The organism is Algiphilus sp., assembly GCF_023145115.1.
GTDB lineage: Bacteria > Pseudomonadota > Gammaproteobacteria > Nevskiales > Nevskiaceae > Algiphilus.
In genome coordinates this window covers 1-1,514 of record NZ_JAGLEJ010000060.1, presented here as the reverse complement: position 1 = coordinate 1,514, position 1,514 = coordinate 1, and the positions used below count along the sequence as shown (strand labels likewise).

Here is a 1,514-nt window from a genome sequence, read left to right as displayed (position 1 = left end):
AAGCCGAATTATCACTTTCTCCGCCGCTGGCACTGCTGTCTTCGCCCTCAGCACCCATTACCAAGCTATTGCCATCTATCACTACTGGGTAGCTAAAATTATCTCCACTCCCCGCATTGGAGGCTTTCAGATACGCTTGTTGGGTCCACACGCCAATGGTGCCACTGCGGGTGAAGAGATAAGCCGCCCCAGCATTTGAAGCCGAATTATCACTCTCACCGCCGCTGGCACTGCTGTCTTCATTAATCGCACCTATTATCGCGTTATCACCAGATATTGCCACCGAGTAGCCAAAGTAATCACCAGCATCTGCATTGGAAGCTTTCAGATAAGCCTGCTGGGTCCACACGCCAGTGGTACCGCTGCGAGTGAAGATATAAGCCGCTCCGGCGTTATTAACCGAATTATCACTCTCCCCGCCGCTGGTACTGCTGTCTTCGCTATTAGCACCAGCCACCACGCTATCACCAGATATTGCCACTGAATAGCCGAAGTAATCCGCAGCCTCAGCATTGGAGGCTTTTAGATAAGCCTCTTGAGTCCAAGTGGTGCCGCTACGAGTGAAGACATAAACCGCCCCAGCATTTAAAGCCGAATTATCACTTTCTCCGCCGCTGGCACTGCTGTCTTCATGCGGAGCACCGACCACCACGCTATCGCCATCTATAGATACCGCCGTGTAGCTGAAGTCATCATCAGTCTCGGCGTTGGAGGCTTTTAGGATAGCCTCTTGGGTCCAAGCGGTTCCACTACGAGTGAAGATATAAGCCGCCCCAGAATCGGTAGCCGAATTATCACTCTCACCACCGCTGGCACTGCTGTCTTCTCTATGCGCACCAACCACCAAGGTATCGCCATCTATCGCTACCGAGAAGCCGAATATATCTGAGATATCTGTACTGGAGGCTTTCAGATAAGCCTCTTGGGTCCAAGTAGTGCCGCTACGGACAAAGACATAAGCTGCCCCAGCATCATGAACCGAATTATCACTCTCGCCGCCACTGGCACTACTGTCTTCGCCATAGGCACCAACCACCAGAGTATCTCCACTGACTGCCACCGCGTAACCGAAGTTATCTCCCGATCCTGCATTGGATGCTTTTAGGTACGCTTGCTGGGTCCAGGTGGTGCCGCTGCGCACAAAGACATAAGCCGCCCCAGCACCAAAAGCTGAATTATCGCTCTCGCCACCGCTGGCACTGCCATCTTCCCAATACGCACCAACCACCAGCGTATCACCATTTATAGATACTGATTTTCCAAACATATCTTCAGTCTCAGCATTGGAGGCTTTTAAATACGCCTGCTGAGTATATGACAGAGTTGCTATCGCAGGCTGAGGCAATTGGGATTTGATCTGCGCCCATTCAACCGCGCTCAACCCGGCTGGGGCGTTGCCCTCCATTACAAGTTTTTCAAGGAGAGCAGGCGCGGCTAACGCGCCGGTTGTGCCAATCAACATGGCAACTAAGAGTAAGGTAAAGATTAGACGTCGAGTTGTGTTCAGAAAGGTC

General features: G+C 52.0%; 1 protein-coding gene. It reads right to left on the bottom strand.

Annotated features, from left to right (window positions below; all coding sequences use genetic code 11):
- A partial coding sequence (locus KAH28_RS17405; protein ID WP_290578870.1) for an FG-GAP repeat protein occupies positions 1-1,514 on the bottom strand: 1,514 nt, incomplete at both ends.